Genomic DNA, 22,113 nt, shown 5'->3' with positions numbered 1-22,113 from the left:
GTGTTCTGCATGTTCATGGCAACGGCCTTTTTTTCTTTTGACGCGCCCTCGGATGGCGCGTTATGCGATTTCGCTCGCGCGATTTTACAGACAAATTACTGCGAGTCTCCAAAAATAGAACTGATTTAAAAGAGTTTTTCAAGCGTCCTCCGAGCGGCCCGGGCGAACCGTTCGAACGCTTGTTCGACGCGGTACGGTTCGCCCACGTCCAGAGGAAATCGATTGCAATCAGGGCCAATTCGACTTCCGGTGCGGGCCGGTTGCGAGTAGTGTCTACGTGCCCGTATTCCGGCCCAGTCCGGGCACGACCGATGCCCGGCGCTCGATTACCACACTGAACACTGGAGATCTGCGATGAAACGTTCGAAGTTCCTGCTGTCGGGCCTGCTGCTCGCGTCGGCCCTCGGTTTCACGGCCGTTGCCGCACATGCGGAAGACCTGCTCGACTCGGTAAAGAAAGCCGGCGTGCTGCGCGTCGGCCTCGAAGGCACGTATCCGCCGTTCAACTCGCGCGGCACGTCGGGACAGCTCGAGGGCTTCGACGTCGATGTCGCCAATGCCGTCGCCGGCAAGCTCGGCGTGAAGACGCAATTCGTCCCGACCGAATGGAGTGGGATCATCGCGGGGCTGCAGGCCGGCAAGTTCGACGTGATCGTCAATCAGGTCACGATCACGCCGCAGCGCAAGGAAGCGCTCGACTTCAGCGAGCCGTACACGTATTCGGCCGCGCAGCTGATTCAGCGCAAGGACGACACGCGCAACTTCAAGTCGCTCGAGGATTTCAAGGGCAAGAAGCTCGGCGTGACGCTCGGCACCAACTACGACCAGATGGCGCGCAGCGTGCCGGGCATCGAGGTGCAGACGTATCCCGGCGCGCCGGAAAAGCTGCGTGACCTCGCCGCGGGCCGGATCGAGGCGACGCTCGACGACCGCCTGATGCTGCCGTACATGATCAAGACGTCGAACCTGCCGCTGCGCTCGGGCGCGGTGCTGAACGGCGGCAAGCAGGAGATGGCGATCCCGTTCCGCAAGGGCAATCCGAAGTTCGAGAAGGCGATCAACGATGCGCTGGAGTCGCTGCGCAAGGACGGCTCGTTGAAGAAGATCTCGATGCACTGGTTCGGCAGCGACGTGACGGTGCCGGTCGCGCAGTAAGCGGTTCGCTGCGCTTGCGTTGCGTCACGTCCTTCGCTGCGGCGAAGGCGTGACGCCATCTGCATGACGCTTCCCCTCTCTCAAGCCGCTTCGTCGAAGCGCGCAAGCAGCATCTGGCCGATCGGCGTGAGCGCCGGACGCGCCGCCACCGCATTCACACGCACCTGCGTATCGTCGACCAGCCGCTTTTCGACGAGCACGGCGAACGCCGGGTTGGACGGGTCGACGCTGTCCGGTGCGCGGGCAATGCGCAGCAGCATCGAGAATTCGTGCGGACTCAGCATGGTCCTTGTCTCCTGATCGTCCGCGATCCGGTTCGAACCGGCGTCGATCCTGTCTTTTGATGAAGTGGCCCGAAGGCATGGGGATGCGGAAATGCGCGGCCGTTTGCGACGAGGGCACGTCGTCGCGAGGAGCCAGGCGCTCCCTGAGCGGGGCGATGTCATCGGATCCGCTGGATGCGTACGCCACGGCCGGGACGTGCAACGTTATTGGGGCATCGTGACGCGGCCGTGACAGTAAAAGAGGGGGGCATCTGGCCGACCGATGCCGACGACCGCGCTCATCGTCGGCGGCAGGTTGCTCGTTTGCAAGCAGTGCCTGAAAGATTGGCTGCGGCGCAACGGCATCGCTTGGAGCGGCATTGCAACCGAGGGAATGCACCGCTCCTGACACGAGGCGTCGCGGGCCGGCCAGGAAATGTACGGCACCGAATCGAGAAGGAAATCCCGCGTGCTCGCGTCCGCACATGCAATACGCTGAAGCGGCTTTGCCGCGCGCCCCGCGTCGGGTTTGTCGGTTCGCGGCGCTGAAACGACGAAGGGCCGGGAGAAAAAATCTCCCGGCCCTTCGTTCAATTTGGTGCCGGCTGCAGGACTCGAACCCGCCACCTGATGATTACAAATTTTCAATTAAATCAACAAGTTACTGATATTTAAGGGAAAGTGACCGTAACGCAGCACAACCCAAATTACTTTATATTCAGTAGCTTAGCGTAAGTGAGCGGAAGCTGAAAAAACCTAGCTGTGTACCGCCATTGTACCGGGGACGCCGGCTCGGCCGGCCTCAACTGCAACCAAATCAGCCACCCACCAGCGCACGCCAGCCGCGTCGCAACAAGCCATCGTGGCGCAATCCCGTGTCGGACTTCGGCGACACCGCTGGCGCGACGATAAAACCTTGGAGTTCGATCATCACGCCAATCCGTCGCAAATAGTCTTCGCCCAAGACTTGGGGATGGTAGGAATGATTGCCGACAAGATCGTTCGGGTGGATGAAAGCAGCACGCCCCACCAGCTCGGGAAGATTTCGGACTAGCCCAAGCGTGGTTGACAGTGTCAGGTCAATGATTTCTCTGCTTGGCAGAGTCAACCACGCGTGGAGTTCCAATGCCCGAGACGTAGGACGCCCGGCATCTAGCATCGCTTTCAAGCTCTCCGCAGGCGTGTGAAAAACCGGACCACGGCCCAAATTGACGTAGCCGAGCGTGTACGTCAGCGGGACGCCCAACGCGTCCTGCAACGGCTCGCGCAGAAACGAGCTGACAGCGAAACATTGCGCAGCCACATTTTCCGCTTGCATACGACCAAGAACTGCCTGAGCACAGTTGGCGACCTTCGAAATGGTCGCCGGCGAAACGTATCGTTCGCTCGCACCGTTACTCTCTCGGCACGTCAGCCCCCAGGAGCGCGTTCGCGCTACCGCTTGTTCAAACTCTGTCTCATACGCCATGTCAGATCTAACCCTCTTGCGTGCTGCTTCTCAACAGCTTTAGAAGCGGTGCGTAGATGTACAGCGCGCGATTAATAAGCGCCAGATTATCTGGCGTGATAGCGCGGCGCTCACCTATGACGATATCAAGCTGCTGTTCCAGCGCCTCAATACGTTCAGCGTTGGATTCCGCCTTATCCTGCTCGGCGTCAATCTCGCTGCTCAGGTAGCCAATGTACTCGGCCAGCGTCTCGGTCGCGGTCTCCAAGCGGGCCGTCACGGCAGTGAGCGATCGGACCGTCGTCATGTTCTATGGTTCCTTCGTTGCTGTTTCCCCAAGCGCTCGTAACGCGCCAATTTCTCAGCCTGCTCTGCCGGGTCTGGTTTCATCAAGCGGTCAAGCTCCTGCATCGAGATTGGTCCGCGTGACGGGGAGGTTCCCGGCGCTTCTGTTTCGTACGATACAGATTCACCGGGTTGGCTTGATGCCAGAACACCAACCGACCGCCGTGTGCCAACGAGCTCCACCTGCCGCCCCACGGCTTTGCCCTGCTTCTTCCGATATCGGTACAGGTAGCTCTTTAGCGTGGCCTCGGTCAGTTCGATCCCACTGCCTTGCAGAGCCTCGAGAATGTCCGCGATTCGCACGCCTGCCGCAATCCTCTGTTCAATCACCGGCATCACTTCTCGCACCTTTGCAGCCTTCGTTTTCGGCTCGATCGCTGTCAAAGATTGTGTCAGATCATAACTAGGCATTATGCATCCCATCAGCAGTCTTTAGGCATTCTAATTGCATCGCACTTGCATCCAATATGGTACTAGATTGCTCTTTCATTGCAACCTATGTGCATCCTATTTGCCTACGCCCTTCGGGCTTGATGGTTTATACGCCCTTAACCCCTAGAGATTTCGGTCCTTAACAGGCCCAAAATCTCAATACACAACACGCACCCCCTCCGGGGGATGCAAAGCTAGATTTCATCGGCTTTTCGCGGCATTCGTCACTAGATTCACTCTATAGAATTTCTATAGGAATTTGCCGGAAAGCCGCATGCATGCTAGGTTTTAACCTATAGAAAACTCTATAGGCGCAAAGCATGGTCAATTTCATGGTTTTCCAGTGGACTTGCGGCGCATGAGTACGGGTAAATCTATCCCGGTCTGGTTCACGGATGAGGATCGCCGCAGGGTCGAGGAAGCCGCGGCGCTGGGCGGATACAAGCACCTTTCGAATTACCTCCGGGACAAGGCTCTTGGACGCGGCGGCCACTCGGGGACCTGCCGAGACAGCATGGAAGCGTGGGCCGAGCGACAGGAACTTATCGGGCGCTTGGCAGAGATCGAGCGAAACCAGAAAGCAACGCATACACTTCTGGCCATGCTGCTTTCGCTTGTGCGTAACAAAGCGACGACAGGCGAAATCAATGAGCTGGTTCTCGCATGCGAGAACTCGTGCATGCCGATGGACATACTCGATGCAACGTCGCCCGACTTGGCCGCGTCGCTGCGTCGCCTTACCACGGACGAGTAGTGCGGCCCCGCTTGCTCACGTGAAATCGGTAACAAGCCTTAGCCAGTAAGGCTCTGCGGATACTCACCGATCCGGCCGGTAGTTGCCCCAGCCGCTATTTCAGGACGCTTTACAGTGAGGGGGACCGATTAGGCATGGCCCCTTACCGCCATCATCGGTTTTCACCCAATCAGACCGAATTCCTCATCAGCACAATTTGTTACAAAATAGTCAGCAAATTAAACAACCTTTAGATGATCCCAAATCGGGATCATCTAAACACCTCAAATTTCTAGATGATCCAAATTCAGGATCATTTGAATCTCGAGTTGGTCTACTTGATCCCAGTTTATAAAAATAAGGGTTATTGGCCAGATCTCATTCAATGCGTAATCTTCCGTTGCATACAGAAACGCGGAGTTATCCAAGTGACTTCAACGGAAGAAAACATTATCCAGCGCTATGGAGCATTGCTGACACTTTCACAAGTGGCGGAGCTATTACATCGGAGTCCTGAGGGGCTTCGTGTAACCCTCACCCGCGACAACGATGTGTCTCGCAAGCTGCTGCCTGCAAGGGTCAAGATTGGCAGGCGCGTCCTGTTCAAAACGGCCGCTGTTGCTCATTTGTTTGCGGAATAAGGCGGCCGAGTTACCCCATGTCTACGCCGCTACTGCTGCCATTCCCGCGTGTGGTCGCTCGCGCAGCCGAGGCGCAATCGCGCCTTGAAGCACGCCGCGAGACGGTAGAACCGCAGCAGTTGTTTCTCCCCGGTCTCGAAGACTTCATGCGGGCCATGCCGAATCATATTGCCCGCTCCAGTCTGTTTGCACCGGTTGCACGTGGGCGCAAGCGCATCCACAAGGACACGGTTCTTGTCAGTCGCGCCGATGCGGTTATCAAGTTTTGGGGTGAACAGCTGGACGAGGCCCAGGCAGACGTGTGGATGCAAGCCATGCACGAGGCGAGTCGTAGACCGTTGGGAGAGCCAGTAATCATCACGCGGTCCGAATTTCTGCGCTCCATCGGAAGGCAGACCGGGAACTACGAATACAAATGGCTGAACCGTACGATGCAGACGCTGACCTTCGCGATGCTGGTAATCGAGGTTCGTACCAAGGAGGGCAAGCCCAAGCTATCGGTCGGTAAGAACCGCGCGCTGCACATGATCGAGGGCTTCGATTTCGATGACGAGGCCGAAGCCTACACGTTGCGTGTCGATCCTCGCTGGCGGGTCATATTCGGCAATCGCGAGTTCGCGCTGATCGATTGGGAAAAGCGCTTGCGCTTCGGCGCACGCCAAGACATGGCGAAGGCGCTGCAACGCTTGGCAGCGACCTCCGACGAGAGCATTCAACGATACGCGCTCGACTGGCTCAAGGCAAAACTGGAATACACGGGGCGTATGCGTGATTTCGTCGATGCCTTGCAGCGCGCGATGCGCGAGCTTGAACGGCTCGAAATCATCGGTGGCGGCCGCATCGAAACCAGCACCAAAGGCAAGGTTCAAGCCGTGTGGATAAAGCTATGACGACCATCGGGGTTACGTCGCGCCAATATCGGGGTTACGTCGCGCTCCTTCGGGGTTACATCGCCATCTTTCGGGGTTACGCCGCGCACCACGCTCGCAAGCTGTTGTCGCCATTGGGTTTTTCGGCTCACTTCCGCCCTCTACCTTATTTCTACCTTTCTCCTACCGGATATGGGATGTGGATAAAGGCAGTCATTAATTCTTTCTCACCGCAGTCACCAACCGCCAGCAAATGAAGGAGATTCAATCATGTGCAACCTGAAACTCACGCTCGTCGCTGTAGCCTTCGCAGCCAATACCGGCACTGCGCTGGCCGGCGGCATTCCAACATTCGATGCCGCGTCGGTCATACAGCTACAGCAGACCGTGAAGCAGCTCAAGGATCAGTACGACCAGCTCAAGCAGCAGTACGCAGCCATCACCGGCAGCTACGGACGGGGAGCGATCGGCTTCAACGACTCGGTCAATGCCACGTCAGTCGTCCCCGGCTCCTGGCAAGAAGTCGTCGCCATGCAGAAAAACGGAGCCTTCGGCGCGAAGCAGGACTACTACGACAAGCAAATCCAGCCGGTCGACTCGGATGCATTCCAATCCAAGCAGGGCGCGACGTCGTACAAGATGAGCACCGATTCCGTGCGCGCTGCGCTCGCCGGCGGCGACGCGCTGTATTCCGAGATTCAAACGCATCTCAACAATCTCACCACGCTCGGCCGAAACGTCGATTCGACGACAAACCTGAAAGACGCACAGGACTTGCAGAACCGCATTGCGACCGAAAACGGTCTGTTGCAGACCGCGATGGCAAAGCTCAACGCGATGAACATGAATCTGCAGGCCAACGCGCTCAACCAACAAAACCAATCGGCCGCACGCAACGCGACCTTCTTCGACGTCAAGTGAGGCGACTGCAATGCAAACCGTGTTGCCCCTACTTCCACTTGGGCTGATGGCGGGCGTGCTCGTCGTCAGCCGGTGGGCTCGGAAGGGCCTGAAATGGGCGATTGGAGCGCTCCTGCTGGCTGTCCTATGGTCATGCACGCCCCAAGGTAATCCGCTGCTCTCAGCGAATGCCGCAGCGTTCAAGGCGGCGCTATCCGGAAGCATGGGATGGGCAGAATGCGCCGCCGTGCTCTACGGCTATCAGCTTCCGAACGCCGATCCCAATCTGCTGCCAAACATCCCGACGTGCGTCGGGATCGTGCAGCGGAATGTCTACCAACAACACCGCGTCGAGCTGACCCGCGATGACATCGTCAACGAAAAGGTCCGCCGCCGCTTTGCAGAGGCCATGAAAAATGAGTGATGCAGCCTTCACCCCTAGCGCGTTCATCGCGAGCTTCGAGATGATCCCAGAGTCCTTCTTGCAGGACACGTACCCGGCCGTGGCGAACGCTCTGTCGATGCCCGTGTACTTTCTCGCCGTGATCTATCTCGCGCTGTACGGATATGCAGTCTACGACGGCCGTACCGCATTCTCCGGCAAGGACTGTCTCGCCCGATTGCTGACCGTCACGCTGGTACTCGGAACGCTCAGTTGGGGCGGTTTCGCCGGTCAGCTCTACCACATGGCCATCGAGCTGATGAACGGGATCGGCGGAACGATCATCAGCGGCAAGCCTGTATCAAGCACGCTGGATGGTGTGATGCTCCAATGCGGCAAAATCGTCAATGCGATGCTGAACGCCGGCCTCAGCAACATCGGCATCGTATTGCTGGGGATCTTGGTCTACGGCGTGACCGAAGTGTTCCTGATCCTCGCATCCGTGTACATCGTCATATCCAAGATCATGCTTGCCGTCGTCTTCGTGCTGCTGCCGCTCGTCGTCGCCGGTGTTTTCTGGTCCGCTACGCGTCAATGGTTCATGAACTGGGCAAGCATGGTGCTCAACGCAGTGTTCATCTACATCCTGACGTTCGCCGTTCTCAAATTCGGGTTCCAGTTCGCTGACACGTACTTCCAGAAAGCGCAGGGATTGACGGGACTCGATGCCGCATCGCTGACGTTCTCACAGATCGCCTTCATCATCCCGACCTTCGGTGTCTTGTTTCTGTTTCTCTTGCAGGTCAAGAGCTGGGCGGCCGCTCTATCCGGTGGCGCCGTCGTACAAAGTCTGAGCTTGATAAATCGCCTTCGTGGCCGGTGACATTTCTCGCATGCGAGAAATGTCATGCGACTTCAGCGGCCCGAGAGGATGCGGGAACATCCCCTGGGCCTGACCAATCCTGACCTTCATAGGAGGCTAGAAATGGCTGCAACCGATACTAAACTGCCCGTGACGCTTGCATCAACCCACGACGGATGGGTCGTCTCGCTCACGTTTCCAATGATCGAACCGGCAATGGATTTTCTCGACCAGAGCGGGATCTACGAATTTGAGCTGGACGTTCCGTATAGCGGCAACGTCATGCTCGTCACACGCAAAACTGATCGCGACGCTCCCATCGTTCCGACTGATTCGGATGGCGCTGGCAATTCGACCAGCCCCGTCCCTCACGTTGCCGTCTGAGCCAGCTTCCCCTGACCTGGTCGATCACATGCCTGCTGGAGAAAATCGAGCTTGCAGAAGGGTGGTCAGCCAGGCCAGCACGCGCCGACAAAAACCGCAACGGTCATACCCGCTGCTCGGTCCCGCCGGCCGCGCTAGCCGCGCGACGACAGCCCGGGGCGCAGGAACGCTTCCAATTCCCCAAAGGGGCCCCTCTGCCCTTCGTTTGAGGCGGGACACTCCCGACGCTAGACACCGGTAACCCGATTTCTCGCATGCGAGAAATCGGTTCGATGATCTCGTCCGGCTATGCGTAGTAACTTGCAATCGGAGCTCGTCGTGCTTGCACCGCGCACCGTGCGCTGTCACCTCGAAAAAATTTCGGAATGATGTAGCTGCCACACATTGGCGTATCATGCTGCGCCATTGAGACGGCGAGTCGAGCTGGGCGGGTAGCCCCCCCCGGCTAATGATAGGCCGGTGCGGCTAGTACACTGATTGACGAGATTGGCATGACGGACTTTGCGTTCAGGAAGCGAGCGGTCAAAACACTGACACCGAAAATCGGCGTCTATGTGCTTTGCGACCTAGACAACATCCCCATATATGTGGGGCAATCAAAGGACGGAATTCGCAGCCGGGTGGCCAGACACCTCACGTCCGCGCGTTCAGACATCATCGCTAACCGACAGATAGACGTTTGGGAAATTGCATACGTCTGGACGTATCCCGTGGAGTCAGCAGACACCATCAACGATCTCGAAGCTCAACTGTTTCACGCCTTTAATCCTCAATCGCAATTGATGAACGGTGCTGTTCCGCCTGACGGCGACTATGGTGCCGAGCCTAATCCTGAACAAGTCATCCAAGTCATGTCGGATGAGGAAATCAGGGAGCGAAAGGATGCGACCCAGAGGCTGCCACGCCAGGCCGGGCATTACGCGCAGCTCGTCGACCATTTCCTGGCCGTCAAGAACTCGCCCCAAATCGCGCGAGCCATGGACGCTCATTTCGGGCGGCTTCAGAAGTACCACAAAAAACTACTGGGGCTCGCTGAAGATCAGCCAGACGAAAGAAATGGGAGCGAATAACGCCAAGCAGGGGTGTTCGGTATGGTGCGCCGAGCGCATGTATAGCGTAGCGCGGATACGCCTACTCACGGCCAGCACAAAATAACGTTGATCGGGGGTCAAGCTCGAAGGCGCTTCAGCAACTCGCCAAGCGCCTCCGGGTTGCGGGTCTCGCATTCCCAGATGACTAGGACGTTCCAGCCGGCCTCCTTCAGCGCGCTCTGGTGGCTAGCGTCACGCGCAACGTTGCCGTCGAGTTTACGGGTCCAGTAGTCGGAACTCGATTTCGGGCGGGCGGATGCGGGGCAATTCGGGTGCTGATGCCAGAAACAGCCGTGAACGAACAGAGCAACACGACGACCGGGGAATACCAAGTCAGGTTTTCCCGGCAAGCGGCTGTCGTGGAGACGGTATCGCAGACCCGCGGCATGGAGGAACCGGCGGACGATCATCTCAGGGCCGGTATCCTTCGATTTGACGGCCCGCATGATGCGGGACCGTAGAGCTTCGGGCGTTTCGTTAGGCGCGTCGGATCGCCGTTGCTTCCGACTCACGCTGGACTTCGCCATTGCGTGTCACCCGTGTCTTTCGAACAGTGTCGGTTCCCTGATAGCCCACTTCAAAGTCTACGAAGTTGACCTCTTCATCCTGCCCCTTGAAGCAATCGTGGAACGCTTTCAGGAGTTGAACGTCCTCTAAGCGCTGCGCTTGCGGATGCGGGTTGTTACGCGGGCTAGGTATCGTCGCGGGCAGCACGTAAATGCACGGCGGCGGTACCGCGAACGGGCCTGCCGTGGTCAATCGGGTCGGGTTGCCTTCGATCTTCGGACAAGGACGGCCGACGGTCCCGCACACCATGTCCCAGAGAATCACGCCGTCAACGCGCTGCTCGCGGAAGATGATTTCCGCGCTCAACCGTGTGTGGATGCCCGACCAGGCGTTGTGCCGAGGGTCCGCACCTGGGTTCGTGCACACGCTCCAGATCACGAACTCCTCCGCCTGCGGCGGCCGTTCGAAAATGTTCGTGTTGTTGCCATCCAGACAGCCTTTCAACTCGATCGCGGCCGTTCGACCGGATGGCAAGCGCACGACGTAATCGTGCCGGTTGGCCTCGCCCGCCGACTCCCAGTCGGTGATGAACCCGCCGTCCTGCATATGGTTCAGGATGTGCTGCACGAACTCGCGTTTTTCCCGCATCGACGCGGAGAACTGGCCGCGCACCCGCTCGATTGCGCCACGAAACACACCGCTGTTGTAGAACTCGACCTCTGAAAGACCGTGATCGCCGATCTTGTGGGCCTCGGTCTTCAAGTCGTCGGCGTACTTTTCGATCAACCTGCGCAGTTCGCCGTTTTGCTCGCACGGAACGATGCTCATGCCGCAGCCCTCACGAGCGACGGTTGAACGGCCAGGATCGGCTCGAAGAGATTCGCCGCGATGTGCCGAACGACTGGAACCGCCACGCCGTCACCGGTCAGGTGGTACGCCTCGTTATAGTTCTCCGGCAGCACGTACTCGTCGCGCAGCCCCATCAGCCGCGCCGTTTCGCGGCTGGAAATGAGCCGTGTGCGGACCTTGCTGCCGTCGATCACCATGATCAACTGCCGGCTCGATCCCCCGGACGGCGTGCGCAGGCAACCGGCCACGTCGTCAAAGCGGACTTCGGCACGCTGCACTTTGTTCCCTTCCTCGTCGCGCCGGGTACGACGGTAAATCGCGCCGACCATGCGACGACCGCTCGCCTTCGAAACCTTCTTCGCTTTTTCGACCTTGGCTAGATTGACATCACTCATCATCGCCACGAGCCGTTGCGTTTCGGCCGTCGTGTGCCACTTGACACCGGTCGGGCTTTCCTCGATCAGGTCCGCGAACACATCTTCACGGCGGTCAGGCGTGGGCAGATGCCACCAGACCCAGTTCTGCCGTGCCTTGGCCGTCAGTTTGTCCAAAGCGGTCAGTAGGGCCTTGGGGTGAAACAACGGCGAAGCGTCTTGCCGCACAATCGCATCGGGGATCGACAAATCTTTGCGGATGCCGATGACGAACAGGCGCGGACGCGACTGTGGTACGAACAACGCCGCGTCGATCACCATCGCGCCGAACCGGTAGCCTGCGCGGTCGAGCGCCGTGCAGATCGCCGCGAAATCCTTGCCCTCGTGCGAGTGCAAGGTACCGACAACGTTTTCCAAGGCAATGATGTCGGGCGCGCGATTGTCCGCGATCAAACCCTTTACTACGTCGAAGAACGGCCAGAATGTGCCCGAACGGTCACCCTTCAGCCCCGCACCCGCGCCTGCCAGCGACAGGTCTTGGCAAGGAAACGAACCCCAAATTAGGTTCGCCCGGTCGGGAAGGTTCTCGGGCTTGACCTGGCGCACGTCGCCGGTCAGCAGTTCACCCTCACCCCAGTTCTGGCGATACGTCACGCCCTTCTTGTGATCGAAGTCGTTGGCGAAGAGGCATTGCCAGCCATCGCCAAGGCCAGCGCGGGCCATGCCCCCACCAGCGAAGAACTCATAGAAGCGACCCATTAGTTTCCCCTCTCGGCATCTTGTTTGTCTGCACCGCCGCCGGCGCGCGACAACTTCTCCTGGACTGCTTCGAGAATCCAGGTGTTGCGCGATACGTTGCCGACGCGCCGGGAACACTCGGCATCGATCGCTGTAAGCATGTCGTCCGGCACGCGCACAGTGATTCGTTCTGTCTGCGCGCGCGAGTCTTTGGCGGTTTTCATCATAGGCGCCATGATGGCGCCACTCTGGCGCAGCACAAAAGGAAATATTGTAAATGTCTGGAAAAACGTGGTAAGCGCTGTGCCAACTATGCTTGCCTCTTCATCCGATCCAGCTTTTCAACCAGATCCTCGGCTCGAAGGTGGGTATATCGCTTCAGCATCTGCATCGACTTGTGCCCGCTGATCGAGGCGACCTCCTGATCGCTCAATCCGGCTTCGACCAGCCGACTCACGGCCTCGTGGCGTAGATCGTGAAAATGCAAATCAGCTAAGCCAACTGTCTGCACGATGCTCGCCCAGAGCTTCTGAAACACGTAGGGCTTGCGCTTTCCGTCTCGCCCCGGCTCCCCGAAGAACACGAAATCGACGTCAATCGGTCGGATTGGATTGTCCAGCGCGGAGCGCAAGATTTCGACCGCCACGCGAGTCAACGGAACCACGCGCGCGGAGCCATTCTTGGTGTCCTTGAGGGTGACAACCCTGCGGTTCAGATCGACTTGGGAGCGGCGCAGGCCCGTGATCTCGGATGAGCGCATGCCAGTTTCGACGGCCAGCCGCACGATCCATCCGAGCATCGGATTGCTATGAGCGTCGGCGGCCGCGAAGAGCCGTTGCTGCTCTTCTGGCGTCAAGCGTCGGTCCCGGCCAGCGCCGGGGCTAGGCTTCCGGATATTAGCGACGGGATTGAACGGCAGGCCGATCCCCCATTCCTGGATCGCCACCCGGAACAGATGCCCGAGCATCGCCAGCTCGAGACGCACGGTGTTGTTCGATTTGCCGGCCTCGAGGCGTTCATCACGATATTTTGCGACGAGCTCGGCGCTGACGGCCGCCATCGAATATTTCCCGAAGAACGCGCCCAAGTGCTTCGCGGAAAAGCTCTCGCTGCGCTGCGTGGTCGCCTTCTTGGTGACCGACACCTCTTCCATGTACCGCTTCAGCGCGGCCGACACCGTGAGCTTTTCGGAGGGAGCACGCGACAGGTAAACGCCCCGGACCATCTCATCCTCGGTCCGACGTGCCCAATCCTCGGCATCGCGTTTGGTGCGGAATGTCTTGATCGTGGTCGGCCAACCGTTCTTGCGAACGATGGCTTTCCAGTTGCCCGAATCTCGTTTTTGGATGACGGCCATGATGCCCTCGCGGCGGCGCAGCGTACCAATACTGTACCGGGAGGACCTAAAAAGCATCAAGGGGTTACACGAAAATCGCGTAACCCCTTGATTTCATTGGTGCCGGCTGCAGGACTCGAACCCGCCACCTGATGATTACAAATCAACTGCTCTACCAGATGAGCTAAGCCGGCGTAAGCGCGAGATTCTACCTCATTTCACGATCTTGAGGCGAGGTCTGCTGCCGCCTTTCGAACCATCGCCGTCGGTTTTCGGCGGTTCATCGGCACCCTCGGACGGCTCTTCGTTCGCGCCGTGATCGGCAACTGGCGTCAGCACCGCAGGCGACTCGTCGCGTCGCGCATCGTCGGCCTGCTCGGCATCGTCCTCGAACGCGCCCGAATCCTCGCCCTCGCCCGCTACCGCATCGACCTGGAACGCCATCCCCTGCCCGTTCTCCCGCGCGTAAATCGCGAGCACGTTGGCCACCGGAATCTCGATCTTGTGCGCCTTCCCGGAGAACCGGGCGGTGAACTCGATCCACTCGTTACCCATCTGCAGCTGGCTCGTCGCCTCGAAGCTGATGTTGAGCACGATCTCGCCGTCACGCACGAACTGACGCGGCACACGCGTCGAGTTGTCGACCCTCACCGCGATATGCGGCGTGTAACCGTTATCGGTGCACCACTCGTACAGCGCGCGCAGCAGATAAGGTTTCGTTGAAATCTCTTGCATCACAATCCTCGAACCCGGAGCAGGCACGCGGCACGCCGCGCGCCCGCTCCGTCATGCACTCATTGCACCATCAACGACGCATGACCTTTTCGGACGGCGTCAGTGCTTCGATATAGGCCGGACGGCTGAAGATCCGCTCGGCGTACTTCATCAGCGGCGCGGCATTCTTCGACAGCTCGATGCCGTAGTGATCCAGACGCCACAGGAGCGGCGCGATCGCGACGTCGAGCATCGAGAACTCCTCGCCGAGCATGTACTTGTTCTTCACGAAGATCGGCGCGAGCTGCGTCAGGCGATCGCGGATCGCGAGGCGTGCCTTCTCGTGGTTCTTCTCCGCTGCCTTGCCCTTTTCGTTCTCGAGCGTGCTGACGTGAACGAACAGCTCCTTCTCGAAGTTGAGCAGGAACAGGCGTGCACGTGCGCGCTGCACCGGGTCGGCCGGCATCAGTTGCGGGTGCGGGAAGCGCTCGTCGATGTATTCGTTGATGATGTTCGATTCGTACAGAATCAGGTCGCGCTCGACCAGAATCGGCACCTGACCGTACGGGTTCATCACCGAGATGTCTTCCGGCTTGTTGAACAGGTCGACGTCACGGATCTCGAAATCCATGCCCTTCTCGAACAGCACCAGCCGGCAACGCTGGGAGAACGGGCAAGTTGTGCCGGAATACAGAACCATCATATTTGCGTTTCCTCAAAAAAGCCGAGGGCCGGCACGCGGCGCAACCCCTTTCACGGGTTCCGCCTTGCGCCGGCCCCACGCCGGTCAGGCGTGTTTACTTGATATCTTTCCAGTACGCGGCATTGAGCCGCCAGGCCAGGAAAGTCAGGACACCGAGAAAGACCAGCACCCACACGCCGAGGCGCTTGCGGGTCTGCTGGGCCGGCTCGGACATCCATGTCATATAGGCCACCAGATCGGCCACCGCAGCATCATAGTCCGGCGACGACAACGTCCCCGGCGTGACCTGCTGGAAGCCGACGAGCGTGTGGACCTTCTCGCCCGTCTCCTCGTCCGTCTTGTCTTCGAATTTGGCAGTGCGCTGCCCCTGCAGTTGCCACAATACATGGGGCATGCCGACGTTCTCGAACACCGCGTTGTTCCAGCCGCTCGGCCGCGTATCGTCGCGGTAGAAACTCCGCAGGTACGTGTAGAGCCAGTCGCGGCCGCGCGCCCGCTCCTCGACCGACAGGTCGGGCGGCGAGGTGCCGAGCCAGTTCTTCGCGTCTTCGGGCCGCATCGCGACGGACATCGTGTTCCCGACCTTGTCGGTCGTGAACAGGAGATTCGTTTCGATCTCCTTCTGGGATATGCCCAGATCCGTCAGACGGTTGTAGCGCATCAGGTTCGCGCTGTGGCAGTTCAGGCAATAGTTTACAAACAATTGCGCGCCGTGCTGAAGCGAAACAAGATTTTCCGTGTTATCGGGCGCCCGGTCGAGCGGAAAATTACCTTCCGCGCGCACGGCCGGCGCCGCCAGCAGCGCCACGGCCGTCGCCCCGATCAGCGCGAGCGTCGAAAGCAGTTTCTTCATGTCGTTCTCTCCTCGCTCACGTTAATGGGGCTTGAAGCGCACCCGTTCCGGCGGCTGCTTGAACGTGCCAAGCGGCGTCCAGACGGGCATGCCGAGGAAGAACGCGAAGTAGATCAGCGCGCAACCCTGCGCAATCAGCGTCGCGACCGGCGATGGCGGCCGTGTGCCGAGGAACGCGAGGATCAGGAACGCCGCGACGAAGATCCCGAGGAACACCTTGTGGAACAGCGGCCGGTAGCGGATCGACTTCACCGGGCTGCGGTCGAGCCACGGCAGGAAGAACAGCGTGATCACCGCGGAACCCATCACGACGACGCCCCAGAACTTCGATTCCGTCAGGAACATGAACACGACGATCGCGGCGGCCAGCACCGGCAGGCCGACCTTCCACTTGCCGCGCGCGCGGATCAGCGCGAGCACGCCGAGCAGCGCGATCACGACCATCAGCACGATCTTGAACGGGTCGGTGGTCGCGCGCAGCATCGCGTAGAACGCGGTGAAGTACCAGACCGGCGCGATCTCCGGCGGCGTCTGCAGCGGGTTCGCCGGGACGAAGTTGTTCGACTCGAGGAAGTACCCGCCCATCTCCGGCGAAAAGAACACGATCAGCGCGAACACCATCAGGAACACGCAGACACCGAAGAAATCGTGCACCGAGTAGTACGGATGGAACGGGATGCCGTCGAGCGGAATGCCGTTCGCGTCCTTCTTCGCCTTGATCTCGATGCCGTCCGGGTTGTTCGACCCGACTTCGTGCAGCGCGACGAGGTGCGCGATCACGAGGCCGACCAGCACGAGCGGAATCGCGATCACGTGGAACGCGAAGAAGCGGTTCAGCGTGACGTCGGACACGACGTAGTCGCCGCGGATCCACAACGACAGGTCCGGGCCGACGAACGGGATCGCCGAGAACAGGTTCACGATCACCTGCGCGCCCCAGAACGACATCTGGCCCCACGGCAGCAGGTAGCCGAAGAACGCCTCGGCCATCAGGCACAGGAAGATCGCACAACCGAAGATCCACACCAGCTCGCGCGGCTTGCGGTACGACCCGTACATCAGCCCGCGGAACATGTGGAGATATACGACGACGAAGAACATCGATGCACCGGTCGAGTGCATGTAGCGGATCAGCCAGCCCCACGGCACCTCGCGCATGATGTACTCGACCGACGCGAACGCGAGCATCGAGTCGGGCTTGTAGTTCATCGTCAGGAAGATGCCCGTGACGATCTGGTTGACGAGCACGAGCAGCGCGAGGGAGCCGAAGAAGTACCAGAAGTTGAAGTTCTTCGGCGCGTAGTACTCGGAAACGTGCTTCTTCCAGGTGGACGTGAGCGGGAAGCGCTGGTCGATCCAGCCGGTGACACCTGTCGTGGAGACTTCTTTGTTGTCGGCAGCCATCACGCTTCTCCTTTCTCGTCCTTGCCGATCACGAGGGTCGTCGCCGACGTGAACATGTAGGGCGGGATGTCGAGATTCTGAGGCGCCGGCTTGTTCTTGAACACGCGGCCGGCGAGGTCGTAGGTCGAACCGTGGCACGGGCACAGGAAGCCGCCCGGCCAGTCGTCCGGCAGGTTCGGCTGCGGACCCGGCGTGAAGCGTTGGCTAGGCGTGCAGCCGAGGTGCGTACACACGGCCATCACGACGAGAATGTTCTTGCGATCGGCCCGCGAGCGATATTCGTTCGCGCAATACGCGGGCAGCGGCATCGTATAGGGTTTGTCGGAGGTCGGATCGGCCACTTCCTTGTCGGCCTTGACGACGTCGGCCAGCATGGCGTCGGTACGGTTCAGGATCCAGACCGGCTTGCCGCGCCACGGCACGGTGACCATCTCGCCGGGCTTCAGGCCGCTGATGTCGACCTCGACCGGAGCGCCGGCCGCTTTCGCTTTCGCGGACGGCGCAAGCGACGCCGCGAAAGGTATGACGGTGGCTACGCCTCCCACGCCACCTGCTACGGATGTCGCAATCAGCCAGGTACGGCGGCCGCTGTCGACGCGTTTTTCTTCCTTGTCTCGCATCACACGCCCCACTTCCGAGTTGGATTTTCCGTCACGACTTTTCATTCCGCCGCTAGTTTGCGCGAATGGAGTCGCCATTTACAAGGCCCGGAGATGAAAATCCCTTCGAAGTGGTTGATAGTTAAGGGTTTTCCCCCACTATCGGAGCGATTAAATCATTTCGCTTTTAAGCGTCCGCTACATTGCGGAATTTCGATGCGCTGCCGCAAATCCGTCGTTCAGACCGGATTATGAATATCGATAAAAAGGTGTTCGATATCGAATTCTTCGGACAAGTGGGCGCCAAGCGCCTGGATTCCGTAGCGTTCGGTCGCATGGTGCCCCGCCGCAACGAACGCGACGCCGCTCTCGGCCGACGCGTGCGTGACGGATTCCGACACTTCGCCGGTCAGGAACACGTCGGCGCCGGCGTCGATCGCGGCATCGAAATAGCTCTGCGCGGCGCCCGTGCACCACGCGATGCGGCGCAGCTGCGTCTCCGGATCGCCGAGCACGAGCGGCGTGCGGCCGAGCGTGCGCTCGACCTTCGCGACGAAGTGCTCGAGCGTGACGGGCATCGGCAGCGTGGCCATCCAGCCAAGATCGCCGTCGCCGAAACGCTGCTCGCCGATCAACCCGAGCTTCTCGCCGAGCTGCGCGTTGTTGCCGAACTCGGGATGCGCGTCGAGCGGCAGGTGGAACGCAAACAGGTTCAGGTCGTTCGCGAGCAGCAGCTTCAGGCGCCGGTACTTGCGGCCCGTGATCTGCGGCGCCTCGTTGCGCCAGAAATAGCCGTGATGGACGAGCACCGCATCCGCCCCCCATTCGAGCGCGGCCTCGAGGAACGCGACCGACGCCGTCACGCCGGTGGCGATCTTCTCGATCTTGCGACGCCCCTCGACCTGAAGGCCATTCGGGCAATAGTCCTTGAAGCGCGCGGTTTCAAGGGTATTGTTCAAGTACAATTCGAGTTCGATCCGATCCATATAAACCTCTAATCCATTCAGATGCTTAGACGCTTCTGGCTGTTCTTCGCGCAGGCGGTGACCGTACTGCTCGCGCTGATGTTCATCGTCGTGACGCTCAAGCCGCAATGGCTGCAACGGCAAGGACAGCTCGGCAAGCAGCTCGCCACGCCGATCGTCGCGCTGCGGGAAGTCGCGCCGGGCATCGGCGGTGCACCGGCGACCACGTCGTACGCGGAGGCCGCGCAAAAGGCGATGCCCGCCGTCGTCAACGTCTTCTCCAGCAAGGATGGCTCGCTGCCGCCCGATCCGCGCGCGAAGGATCCGCTGTTCCGCTACTTCTTCGGCGACCGCAACGCCCGCAAGCAGCAGGACGAACCTGCCGCCAACCTCGGCTCCGGCGTTATCGTGAGCCCTGAAGGTTACATTCTAACGAACCAGCACGTCGTGGACGGCGCCGACCAGATCGAAGTCGCGCTCGCCGACGGCCGCACCGGCACCGCGAAGGTGATCGGCAGCGACCCGGAAACCGATCTCGCCGTGCTGAAGATCAACATGACGAACCTGCCGACGATCACGCTCGGCCGTTCCGACCAGTCGCGGGTCGGCGACGTCGTGCTCGCGATCGGCAACCCGTTCGGCGTCGGCCAGACGGTCACGATGGGGATCATCAGCGCACTCGGCCGCAATCACCTCGGCATCAACACGTTCGAGAACTTCATCCAGACCGACGCGCCGATCAACCCCGGCAACTCGGGCGGCGCACTCGTCGACGTGAACGGCAACCTGCTCGGCATCAACACGGCGATCTACTCGCGCTCGGGGGGCTCGCTCGGCATCGGCTTCGCGATCCCCGTGTCGACCGCGCGCACCGTGCTCGAAAGCATCATCACGACGGGCTCGGTCACGCGCGGCTGGATCGGCGTCGAGCCGCAGGACGTCACGCCGGAAATCGCCGAATCGTTCGGGCTACAGCAGAAGTCGGGCGCGATCGTCGCGGGCGTGCTGCAGGGCGGCCCGGCCGACAAGGCCGGCATCAAGCCGGGCGACATCCTCGTGAGCGTGAACGGCGACGACATCACCGACACGACGAAGCTGCTGAACACCGTCGCGCAGATCAAGCCGGGCACGCCGACCAAGGTCCACGTCGTGCGCAAGGGCAAGGAGTTCGACGTGAGCGTGGTGATCGGCAAGCGCCCGCCGCCGCCGAAACAGACGCTCGACGAACAGGACAGCGACAGCGAGTGACGTCCGGCGGGCGGCGTATCGACGCCGCTTGCCGGTCAACGATGGAAATGCAAAAGGGCAGCCTGATCGGCTGCCCTTTTGCTTTGCTTCGACGATCCTTCGTCGCGGTGACGAAGCTGCGTTCGCCCCCGCCACCTGCACCGCCCGATCGCCCGTCCGGCTTCAACGTCGTCGAGGGGCCGCATCGACGGCGCCCCTCATGCCGGCCGCCGCGTGCCGCGTCTCATCAACTTGCGGCGCCGTTCTCCGCCTCGGGTTCTTCCGTCGGCTTCGGCACGAAGAAGCGCGCGGCCAGCAGCCCGATCTCGAACAGCACGACGAGCGGCAGCGCGAGCATCAGTTGCGAGAACACGTCCGGCGGCGTGACGACCGCCGCGACGACGAACGCGCCGACGATCACGTACGGCCGCATCTCCTTCAGCTTCTTCAGCGTCAGCACGCCCATTCGGACGAGCAGCACGACGACGATCGGCACCTCGAACGTGACCCCGAACGCGATGAACATCCCGAGCACGAAGCTCAGGTAGTTGTCGATGTCGGTCGACATCTCCGCGCCGAGCGGCGCGTTGTAGTGCGCCATCACGCGGAAGATCGTCGGGAACACGAGGAAGTATGCGAACGCCATCCCGCACAGGAACAGGACGTAGCTGCTGCCGACGAGCGGCGCGACGAGCTTCTTCTCGTGCTGATACAAGCCCGGCGCGACGAACGCCCAGATCTGGTACAGCACGATCGGCAGCGCGATCACGAGCGCGACGAGCATCGTGACCTTCATCGGCACGAAGAACGAGCCGGTGACGTCGGTCACGATCATCCTGCCGCCCTTCGGCAGGTTTTCCATCAGCGGCCGCGCGAGCAGCCGGAAGATGTCGGGCGCCCAGTACACGAGCCCGAGGAACACGACGATCACGGCCAGCCCCGCGCGAATGATGCGATCGCGAAGCTCGACGAGATGGGAAATGAAGGTTTCTTCCGGGGCGTCGCCCGGATTCTGCTGCGGGTCGCTCACACCGGCCCTCGGTAGGATTGACGAGCGAGCATGCGCTCGACTCAGAAGAAGCGCGTCGGCCGGCGCAGGCTGGCCGGCTGATGGCGCGCGACACGCGCGGCGCCCGACTGCACGTGCGTGCGGCGGGTCGTCGCGCGCTTGTACCAGACAGGCGTCGCCGCCTGTTTCACACGCCAGTTGCGACGCTTCGGCGCGAGCGCGGCCGTGCTGCCGCGCCACGACGGCGCCGCGGGCGTGTCGGAGCCGTACGTGCCGGCATCGACCGAGCCTTCGTTAAGGCCGCCGACCGCGGAATTCCACGTGTCGTTCAGTTCCTTCTCGTGCTCGCGCAGGTTGTCGTGAATCGTCGTCTCGACATTGCGCGCGGCCGACTCGAAATCGGTCTTCATCGTCCGCAACGCGTCGAGTTCGATTTCGCGCGAGACCTCGGCCTTCACGTCGTTGATGTACCGCTGCGCGCGGCCGAACAATGCGCCGGCCGTACGCGCGACGCGCGGCAGGCGCTCGGGGCCGAGCACCACGAGCGCGACGACGCCGATCAGCGCCATCTTCGAAAGACCGAGATCCAGCATCGCGAATGCCTGTCAGCGTGCCGGCGTTACGCCTTGTTCGAGTCGGAACGCGTCGTTTCCTTCGCGTTGACGTCGACCGAACCCGAGCGCGGCAGTTGCTGCGCGTCCGCCGGTGTCTCGCCTTCCTTCATGCCGTCCTTGAAACCCTTCACGGCGCTACCGAGGTCGTTGCCGATGTTGCGCAGCTTCTTCGTACCGAAAACCAGCGCGACGATCAGCAGCACGATCAGCCAGTGCCAAATGCTCAATCCACCCATGATGAAACCTCTCCTCAACCACGCCGCGTCGCGGCGCAAATCGCCGGCGCCACGCCGGCTTCGACTATCGATGCGGGGAAACGCCCCGCCACGTCAACCCATCCGCAACCACGGGCGCGGGCCGGCCAGGATATGCGCGTGCAGGTGGTAGACCTCCTGCCCGCCGCCGGGGCCCGTGTTGATCACCGTGCGAAACCCGGTCTCGCCCCCCGTGTACGCAACGCCGAGCTGGTCGGCCAGACGGGCGACCAGCAGCATCAGCCGGCCGAGCATCGGCGCATCGGCCTCGCTCGCCGCCGACAGCGTCGGCACGTGCCGGCGCGGAATCACGAGCACGTGCGTCTCGGCCGCCGGGCGGATGTCGCGGAACGCGACGAATTCGTCGTCCTCGTGCACCTTCGTGCTCGGGATCTCGCCCGCCGCGATCTTGCAGAACAGGCAATTCGGATCGTGACTCATGTTGCTCCTGCGAAACGCCCGC

29 protein-coding genes and 1 tRNA gene are annotated in these 22,113 nt (G+C 60.7%); 10 read left to right on the top strand and 20 right to left on the bottom strand.

Annotation, left to right across the window (positions count from 1 at the left end; all coding sequences use genetic code 11):
• Positions 1 to 354 precede the first annotated feature (354 nt).
• A complete protein-coding gene (locus tag ACV22V_RS29625) occupies positions 355 to 1,155 on the top strand; it encodes a cystine ABC transporter substrate-binding protein (RefSeq protein ID WP_059599833.1) in 801 nt (266 codons plus the stop codon).
• 80 nt (positions 1,156 to 1,235) lie between these two features.
• Here the strand turns inward: ACV22V_RS29625 and ACV22V_RS29620 are convergent, their stop codons facing one another.
• From ACV22V_RS29620 to ACV22V_RS29605, 4 genes are all read right to left on the bottom strand, one after another.
• Positions 1,236 to 1,439, bottom strand: coding sequence for a hypothetical protein (locus ACV22V_RS29620; protein WP_059535665.1), 204 nt, complete (start codon positions 1,437 to 1,439; stop codon positions 1,236 to 1,238).
• A 796-nt stretch (positions 1,440 to 2,235) separates the two neighbouring features.
• Positions 2,236 to 2,736, bottom strand: a complete 501-nt coding sequence (locus ACV22V_RS29615; protein ID WP_448016294.1) for a hypothetical protein — start codon at positions 2,734 to 2,736, stop codon at positions 2,236 to 2,238.
• Between the two features lie 157 nt (positions 2,737 to 2,893).
• Positions 2,894 to 3,172 (bottom strand): hypothetical protein, encoded by a 279-nt coding sequence (locus tag ACV22V_RS29610; protein WP_448016292.1) that lies wholly within the window; start codon positions 3,170 to 3,172, stop codon positions 2,894 to 2,896.
• Positions 3,169 to 3,621, bottom strand: coding sequence for a conjugal transfer protein TraD (locus tag ACV22V_RS29605; RefSeq protein ID WP_448016291.1), 453 nt, complete (start codon positions 3,619 to 3,621; stop codon positions 3,169 to 3,171). Before ACV22V_RS29605 ends, ACV22V_RS29610 begins: the two co-directional genes overlap by 4 nt.
• A gap of 379 nt (positions 3,622 to 4,000) precedes the next feature.
• On the opposite strand from ACV22V_RS29605, the gene ACV22V_RS29600 reads away from it, so the two are divergent.
• From ACV22V_RS29600 to ACV22V_RS29565, 8 genes are all read left to right on the top strand, one after another.
• Positions 4,001 to 4,396, top strand: a complete 396-nt coding sequence (locus tag ACV22V_RS29600) for a conjugal transfer protein TraA (RefSeq protein WP_448016290.1) — start codon at positions 4,001 to 4,003, stop codon at positions 4,394 to 4,396.
• A gap of 407 nt (positions 4,397 to 4,803) precedes the next feature.
• Positions 4,804 to 5,016, top strand: coding sequence for a hypothetical protein (locus tag ACV22V_RS29595; RefSeq protein ID WP_038731613.1), 213 nt, complete (start codon positions 4,804 to 4,806; stop codon positions 5,014 to 5,016).
• A gap of 17 nt (positions 5,017 to 5,033) precedes the next feature.
• Positions 5,034 to 5,906 carry a plasmid replication initiator TrfA gene (gene trfA, locus ACV22V_RS29590; RefSeq protein WP_448016289.1) on the top strand — a complete coding sequence of 291 codons (873 nt, stop codon included), beginning with the start codon at positions 5,034 to 5,036 and terminating at the stop codon, positions 5,904 to 5,906.
• A gap of 249 nt (positions 5,907 to 6,155) precedes the next feature.
• Positions 6,156 to 6,806 (top strand): type IV secretion system protein, encoded by a 651-nt coding sequence (locus ACV22V_RS29585; RefSeq protein WP_448016288.1) that lies wholly within the window; start codon positions 6,156 to 6,158, stop codon positions 6,804 to 6,806.
• Positions 6,807 to 6,816: 10 nt separating this feature from the next.
• A complete protein-coding gene (locus ACV22V_RS29580; RefSeq protein ID WP_448016287.1) occupies positions 6,817 to 7,209 on the top strand; it encodes a hypothetical protein in 393 nt (130 codons plus the stop codon).
• Positions 7,202 to 8,050, top strand: a complete 849-nt coding sequence (locus ACV22V_RS29575; protein ID WP_448016285.1) for a type IV secretion system protein — start codon at positions 7,202 to 7,204, stop codon at positions 8,048 to 8,050. Before ACV22V_RS29580 ends, ACV22V_RS29575 begins: the two co-directional genes overlap by 8 nt.
• Before the next feature lie 102 nt (positions 8,051 to 8,152).
• The gene (locus ACV22V_RS29570) at positions 8,153 to 8,413 is read left to right on the top strand and encodes a hypothetical protein (protein WP_448016284.1); all 261 of its coding nucleotides are present in this window, start codon (positions 8,153 to 8,155) and stop codon (positions 8,411 to 8,413) included.
• 491 nt (positions 8,414 to 8,904) lie between these two features.
• Entirely contained in the window at positions 8,905 to 9,483 is a 579-nt protein-coding gene (locus tag ACV22V_RS29565) for a GIY-YIG nuclease family protein (RefSeq protein ID WP_448016282.1), read from the top strand.
• A 98-nt stretch (positions 9,484 to 9,581) separates the two neighbouring features.
• On the opposite strand, the gene ACV22V_RS29560 is transcribed toward ACV22V_RS29565, so the two are convergent.
• The 12 genes from ACV22V_RS29560 to ACV22V_RS29505 all read right to left on the bottom strand — a co-directional run bounded on the left by ACV22V_RS29560 (position 9,582) and on the right by ACV22V_RS29505 (position 18,567).
• Positions 9,582 to 10,016 (bottom strand): very short patch repair endonuclease, encoded by a 435-nt coding sequence (locus tag ACV22V_RS29560; protein WP_448016295.1) that lies wholly within the window; start codon positions 10,014 to 10,016, stop codon positions 9,582 to 9,584.
• Positions 9,982 to 10,839 carry a hypothetical protein gene (locus ACV22V_RS29555; protein WP_448016281.1) on the bottom strand — a complete coding sequence of 286 codons (858 nt, stop codon included), beginning with the start codon at positions 10,837 to 10,839 and terminating at the stop codon, positions 9,982 to 9,984. The genes ACV22V_RS29560 and ACV22V_RS29555 overlap by 35 nt, the downstream gene beginning before the upstream one ends.
• Positions 10,836 to 11,993 carry a DNA cytosine methyltransferase gene (locus tag ACV22V_RS29550; RefSeq protein ID WP_448016280.1) on the bottom strand — a complete coding sequence of 386 codons (1,158 nt, stop codon included), beginning with the start codon at positions 11,991 to 11,993 and terminating at the stop codon, positions 10,836 to 10,838. Before ACV22V_RS29550 ends, ACV22V_RS29555 begins: the two co-directional genes overlap by 4 nt.
• Complete coding sequence (locus ACV22V_RS29545) at positions 11,993 to 12,196, bottom strand: ribbon-helix-helix domain-containing protein (RefSeq protein WP_448016279.1); 204 nt, start codon at positions 12,194 to 12,196, stop codon at positions 11,993 to 11,995. Before ACV22V_RS29545 ends, ACV22V_RS29550 begins: the two co-directional genes overlap by 1 nt.
• An 86-nt stretch (positions 12,197 to 12,282) precedes the next feature.
• Positions 12,283 to 13,329, bottom strand: coding sequence for a tyrosine-type recombinase/integrase (locus ACV22V_RS29540; RefSeq protein WP_448016278.1), 1,047 nt, complete (start codon positions 13,327 to 13,329; stop codon positions 12,283 to 12,285).
• A 97-nt stretch (positions 13,330 to 13,426) separates the two neighbouring features.
• Positions 13,427 to 13,502, bottom strand: a tRNA-Thr gene (locus tag ACV22V_RS29535).
• Between the two features lie 19 nt (positions 13,503 to 13,521).
• Positions 13,522 to 14,043 carry a ClpXP protease specificity-enhancing factor gene (locus tag ACV22V_RS29530; RefSeq protein ID WP_059449799.1) on the bottom strand — a complete coding sequence of 174 codons (522 nt, stop codon included), beginning with the start codon at positions 14,041 to 14,043 and terminating at the stop codon, positions 13,522 to 13,524.
• 70 nt (positions 14,044 to 14,113) lie between these two features.
• Positions 14,114 to 14,725 carry a glutathione S-transferase N-terminal domain-containing protein gene (locus ACV22V_RS29525; protein ID WP_006400565.1) on the bottom strand — a complete coding sequence of 204 codons (612 nt, stop codon included), beginning with the start codon at positions 14,723 to 14,725 and terminating at the stop codon, positions 14,114 to 14,116.
• Between the two features lie 94 nt (positions 14,726 to 14,819).
• On the bottom strand, positions 14,820 to 15,578 hold the full coding sequence (locus ACV22V_RS29520) for a cytochrome c1 (RefSeq protein WP_059535662.1): 759 nt from the start codon (positions 15,576 to 15,578) through the stop codon (positions 14,820 to 14,822).
• Between the two features lie 21 nt (positions 15,579 to 15,599).
• Entirely contained in the window at positions 15,600 to 16,982 is a 1,383-nt protein-coding gene (locus ACV22V_RS29515; RefSeq protein ID WP_059535660.1) for a cytochrome b, read from the bottom strand.
• Positions 16,982 to 17,602, bottom strand: coding sequence for a ubiquinol-cytochrome c reductase iron-sulfur subunit (gene petA, locus ACV22V_RS29510; RefSeq protein ID WP_059535658.1), 621 nt, complete (start codon positions 17,600 to 17,602; stop codon positions 16,982 to 16,984). Before petA ends, ACV22V_RS29515 begins: the two co-directional genes overlap by 1 nt.
• Before the next feature lie 218 nt (positions 17,603 to 17,820).
• A complete protein-coding gene (locus ACV22V_RS29505; RefSeq protein ID WP_448016277.1) occupies positions 17,821 to 18,567 on the bottom strand; it encodes a Nif3-like dinuclear metal center hexameric protein in 747 nt (248 codons plus the stop codon).
• Positions 18,568 to 18,588: 21 nt separating this feature from the next.
• On the opposite strand from ACV22V_RS29505, the gene ACV22V_RS29500 reads away from it, so the two are divergent.
• On the top strand, positions 18,589 to 19,794 hold the full coding sequence (locus tag ACV22V_RS29500; RefSeq protein WP_059535654.1) for a Do family serine endopeptidase: 1,206 nt from the start codon (positions 18,589 to 18,591) through the stop codon (positions 19,792 to 19,794).
• A gap of 226 nt (positions 19,795 to 20,020) precedes the next feature.
• On the opposite strand, the gene tatC is transcribed toward ACV22V_RS29500, so the two are convergent.
• From tatC to ACV22V_RS29480, 4 genes are all read right to left on the bottom strand, one after another.
• On the bottom strand, positions 20,021 to 20,803 hold the full coding sequence (gene tatC / locus ACV22V_RS29495) for a twin-arginine translocase subunit TatC (protein WP_044845948.1): 783 nt from the start codon (positions 20,801 to 20,803) through the stop codon (positions 20,021 to 20,023).
• A gap of 41 nt (positions 20,804 to 20,844) precedes the next feature.
• Positions 20,845 to 21,375 (bottom strand): Sec-independent protein translocase protein TatB, encoded by a 531-nt coding sequence (tatB, locus tag ACV22V_RS29490; RefSeq protein ID WP_059535650.1) that lies wholly within the window; start codon positions 21,373 to 21,375, stop codon positions 20,845 to 20,847.
• A gap of 26 nt (positions 21,376 to 21,401) precedes the next feature.
• Complete coding sequence (gene tatA / locus ACV22V_RS29485; protein WP_034183658.1) at positions 21,402 to 21,632, bottom strand: Sec-independent protein translocase subunit TatA; 231 nt, start codon at positions 21,630 to 21,632, stop codon at positions 21,402 to 21,404.
• Between the two features lie 93 nt (positions 21,633 to 21,725).
• Complete coding sequence (locus tag ACV22V_RS29480; RefSeq protein ID WP_044845951.1) at positions 21,726 to 22,091, bottom strand: histidine triad nucleotide-binding protein; 366 nt, start codon at positions 22,089 to 22,091, stop codon at positions 21,726 to 21,728.
• Between the last annotated feature and the right edge of the window lie 22 nt (positions 22,092 to 22,113).

Source organism: Burkholderia sp. AW33-5, assembly GCF_053427615.1.
The sequence above is the reverse complement of the archived record's forward strand: the minus strand, read 5'-3'. Positions and strand labels throughout refer to the sequence as shown.